3 protein-coding genes and 1 pseudogene are annotated in these 4,325 nt (G+C 69.0%); 1 reads left to right on the plus strand and 3 read right to left on the minus strand.

Annotation, left to right across the window (positions count from 1 at the left end; genetic code table 11):
- The 3 genes and pseudogenes from TAE01_RS19805 to TAE01_RS19815 form a co-directional block, all read right to left on the minus strand.
- A pseudogene (locus TAE01_RS19805) lies at positions 1 to 197 on the minus strand (DUF4440 domain-containing protein); the annotation flags it as partial.
- A gap of 212 nt (positions 198 to 409) precedes the next feature.
- Positions 410 to 844: an SRPBCC family protein gene (locus TAE01_RS19810; RefSeq protein WP_147068535.1), complete on the minus strand. Its 435-nt coding sequence runs from the start codon at positions 842 to 844 to the stop codon at positions 410 to 412.
- Positions 845 to 1,469: 625 nt separating this feature from the next.
- Positions 1,470 to 1,820, minus strand: coding sequence for a DUF5011/hyalin repeat domain-containing protein (locus tag TAE01_RS19815; protein ID WP_147068536.1), 351 nt, complete (start codon positions 1,818 to 1,820; stop codon positions 1,470 to 1,472).
- 345 nt (positions 1,821 to 2,165) lie between these two features.
- On the opposite strand from TAE01_RS19815, the gene TAE01_RS19820 reads away from it, so the two are divergent.
- Positions 2,166 to 3,839, plus strand: a complete 1,674-nt coding sequence (locus TAE01_RS19820) for a hypothetical protein (protein WP_147068537.1) — start codon at positions 2,166 to 2,168, stop codon at positions 3,837 to 3,839.
- The last annotated feature ends 486 nt before the right edge of the window (positions 3,840 to 4,325 follow it).

Consider the following 4,325-nt stretch of genomic DNA (forward strand, 5'->3'; position numbering starts at 1 on the left):
AAGTCCTCACCCAGGGCGGTGAACAGTTCGTCGAGCTCCTTCTGTCCGTGCGCGCTGCGCCAAGCACCCAGAACGCTGACCGGCTCTTTGCGGGACCAGAGCGCCCGCCTCGGGACTGGGTCGCCGTTGTGCAGGGCGACCTCTGCCTCGTAGAGCGCGGTCCGGACCCACGCGAGGAAGTCGTCGTCATCGGACATGTCTCCAGAATGCTCCTGGAAGGCGCGTTGAGCCACCGGGCCGGAAAGCCGCCGCCGCGGCCATCGAGACCGGACCTGGCGGCGCGCTGCGGCACGCCTCCCTCGGCGTCGTTGTTGTCCCACCACGCCCTTCGTAGCGAGCCGAGCCCTCGACCTGAGCGCCGGTCTCCCCGAGACAGGCCCGGTCGGGTCAGGTTCTCTTTGGGTTGCTCCTACTCGGACTCGAGCAGCCTCTTTGCAGTGTCGAGTGAGGCCTTCTCACCGTCCATGGACTTCTGGACCGACCCCGACATGAGGAGCTTCTTGAGACCGGCGAGATCGGCCGAGAGCGAGAAGGTGACTGAAGTACAACCCGGTCCGGCGGTCACGAACGAGTACTCGCCCCGCGGGCGCGCAGGTCCGGCAACGACGGTGAACGCGTAGTGCGACGAGGGTACGTAGTCGGTCACTTCGATGTCGGCATCGATGCCACGACCGCCCGGCCCGGCGATGACCTGACGGATCCGCACACCAGTGCACACTTCCGGTGGATCGTGGATCTCCTTGACGTGGGGTCGCCAGCGCAGGTCGTTGGACGGGGTGGAGAAGAAGGAGAAGACGGCCTCTATGGGCCGGTCGATGATGATCGTTCTCTGCGCCGCGGGCATACCACTCCTTCGGAGGATGGTCCTTCCCGCGGCATTCTCCCGCCGCAGCGACTTGATCCACAAGGTGCGTCCAAGAGTGGTCACGCGAATCTGGCATGTGAGCCGTCCCGTCGCGCCGTTACCTCAGTCGCCAGGGGTCGGCTCGTGCCCTGGCTGTGAACGTGAAGACCTCCATTGAGATCGACGTTGTTCGCGATCAGGTTGGTGCGTTGGCATCCGATCACGGGAACTCTCCCGGCCCAGACGGTCCGGGCGCTCTCGCCTGCTGGAGGAGCGGAGAGCTTATTCACTCGATTTGGTCTGCTATGGAGATCTGCGGGTGGCGGCCGTCGACGAAGCTCGGTCATTCGGGCTTGGCTCAAATAGGCGGAACGTCTTTCCGCCGCCACTTGACCAGTCAGGCTCGCACCCCGATGCCGATGTCAGCCCTCAGTGGAGGTTCCACGGATCCACGCGGTCGCCGAACCGCATCATCGTGGGCCTGCTCCAGCCGGGCGTGGCGGAGGCACGGCAAAGGGGCGCACGTTTCGGCGTGCCCCTTCACTGCTGCATCGTGGTTCGCCTCCTGCTTCGGCATTCCCGGATCTGTTGACTGCACTCAGCTGGCCGACCCCGGGTCGGGTCCTCAGACGGCGGTTGCCAGGTTGTTCAGGACGGCAGCCTGCTCGGAGGTCAGCGCCTTCCCGGTCTGGACCGAGACCTGCTTGTCGAAGGCGCGAAGGATGTTGCTCTTGGTCTTGCTCTGTCCACGTGCGGCAGCCTGCGACGCGGCCGGGAGCTTGTCGCAGAGGCCGGCGGCCACATCGGAGCTCGTCGAGAACTGGGTGACCAGGTTGCACAGGCTGACCGAGCTGACCTTCACGTTGAACGTCGTCGTCGCCGACCCTTGGTTCCCGGCGTTGTCGGTCGCAGTCGCAGTCAGGGCGTGCGATCCGAGCCCGAAGGTGTAGGCCGGACCCGTGATGATCGTGCACATGGACGAGGCGAGCCCGGACAGCGAGTCAGACGGCGATTGTTATACCCGGTAACAGACTCACCGGCGCGATCGGCCGCAACGGGGGTACTGCACAGCCTGGACCGTAGGTGAGGCCAGGGCACGTGGAATGAAGAGCTGAGGGCGGCGCGGAACACCGTCCGCCGTCAGCTCGCGCCCCGCTGGGAGTCGTCTGGGAGATTGCGCGAACTTCCCCTATCCGCAACTCCGAGAGGGTAGAAGGAAGTCCGGGGCTCAAGGAGCCGCCGTCAACACAGGGGTAGGTCTGGCGAGGCACGCGTCTGATGTCCGGTTGCAGCGTCACGCGAAGAAACGGGGGCCTCGTAGGTGGACGTTGAACTGGCCGCATGGGCCCTGCGCAATGCGCGCACCCACGCCCCCGACCCGACTCACCGGCCACAGGCCCGCGTCGCGTCCGCATTCGACGGGACCCCGGCGGTGCACCGGGCCCAGGTGGGCCGGTGGGAGTCCGGCCGCGTCGCGATCACCTACCCGCTGGTGCGCCGGTACGAGGTGTTGCTCGGCTACCCCGAGGGCGCCATCCAGTGCCTGATCGACTGCCTGCACCGTGCCGCAGCCCCGATCCGGGCGACTGCGACCGTGCCCGAGCTGGGCCCGGTTGACGTGGCGGCGACCATCGGACTGATCGAGTTGGCGCTGAGCGAGGAGCGGATGACCGGGCTGGACTGGTACCGCCTGTCCGGCAACCTCGGGCGGACCCCGACCGCGATGCTGCGCACGCGCGACTGGAAGGCGTTGCTTGAGCGGTGCGCCCTCGAGATGGCCGTCTCCCTCGACCTGGAGTACGCCCTGCGGGACGAGGCGCTCGGCCGGCTCGCCGGGCACCCCCAGAGCGGGCCGGTCATCGCCGCCATGGCCGCCAAGCTCCTTCGCTCCCCGCACGCGCAGGTGTACAGCGACACCGTCGAGCTGACGATGTACTGCGGTCACCCCGACGTCGTGGCGGTGCTGCTCGAGCAGGTCCGGCACCCGCTGAACGACGACGCGCTCCGGGCCGCGCTCGGGGCGCTCACCTCGATCCTTCGAGGCGGTCGGGCCAGCCCTGAGATTGTCCGCGAGACCGTCCGGTACGCGCTCGGTTTCGTGCGAGACGTCCAGCGACCGCCGCGGATCCGGCGCCAGAGCGCGAACCTGCTGCGCGCCCTCAACCTGCCCGGCAAACAGCGCCTCGCGGCCGGGCTCAGCGCGCACGACCTACGCGACGCCGCGACGATCCTGCTCGAAGGGCGCTCCCTGGACCGGAGCCGGCTCCGCACGATGACGGACCGGGTCCGCGCCGCACTCGCCAGCGACACCCACACGCACAGCCAGACTCACCTCGACCCGGTCTTGGAACGGGTCGTGCGGACCGCGCTGGAGGACACCGACGACATCGCCCGCACCGCCGCCGTCCGCGTCCTCATGCTCGCCCCGCAACGGTCGACAGTCGCTACCGCCCTGGCCCGCGACCTGGATGAGCACCGCGCTCGCGACGACTGGGATGCCGTCCTCGAGTACCTCGAGGTGCTCGTGTCCCTCGCTCGCGCCGAGGACCTCGACGTCGTCGTCGACCTGCTCACCGACGCCCAGACGCGCCCCGACCTGGCCCTGCTGTCGGGCATCGTCGTCGGCAACGCGACAGACCCCGACCGCGCCAGGCTCTCGCGTCGGCACGACCGTATCCACCAACGGGCCGTCCACCTCATCGAGGACCCGGTCACCGCCCTCAGCGGGCACGACACGCACGAGCAGGCCCGGCAGATCCTGAAGGGACTGGTGTACCCGCTCGGGATCGCCGGCCGGTTCGAGCTCATCGCCGACCTGCGCCGCCGTCTCCCAGCGCTGCACGCCGCGCCGCGCGAGCAAAGCCGTGCCGGGGCGGCCCAGGTCGAGAGCCCGGCCGACGTCGCGCCGCTCGCGACCGGGGTCTGCGACTGGTGGCTGTCCCTGCCCGGCCACGTCCGCCCTGGCCCGATGTTCGCGACCGCACAGATCGATTGACCCAACCAGGAGCCAATGAATGGGTGCGTGGACCCGCCGAGGGTCTCGCCGCTCCTGCGCGTCCGGGTCGGTCGAGTCCCGGCAGCGCTTTTCTTCGAAGCGCCGAAAGCGGCGCACGGGTTGCGCGGGCCGTCAGTAAGCGCAAATCCGTCCTGTTCCGGGTTGTCGCGCCGTTAGCGTCCGATCCGTTCACGGGTGACGGCTTTGGGAAGAGTGTGGGATGCGAGTTCGTCGGGAAATGCGTGTGCGGGTAGCGACGCTCCTGAGCCTGGTGCTGGCCTTGACGGGGGTAGCGGTCGCGGGCTCGTCCGGGGCGAGCGCGGCGCCAGCGGCCGGGGCCGCGCCGTCTCTCGCGGCCCCGATGGTGCTCGCACCGTCGGCTGCCGGGGCGTTCGTGTCCCTGTCGCCCGCGCGGGTGCTGGACACGCGCAGCAGCCTGGGGGCGACCGGTCCGGTCGCGGCGCACGGGACGGTGCACCTGCAGGT

Source organism: Terrabacter aerolatus (assembly GCF_007991735.1).
Lineage (GTDB): Bacteria > Actinomycetota > Actinomycetes > Actinomycetales > Dermatophilaceae > Terrabacter > Terrabacter aerolatus.

Bases quoted from the DNA above. Each gene is read 5' to 3' on its own strand.
- TAE01_RS19815 (WP_147068536.1), bottom strand. From the start codon at position 1,820: ATGTGCACGATCATCACGGGTCCGGCCTACACCTTCGGGCTCGGATCG.
- TAE01_RS19810 (WP_147068535.1), bottom strand. From the start codon at position 844: ATGCCCGCGGCGCAGAGAACGATCATCATCGACCGGCCCATAGAGGCC.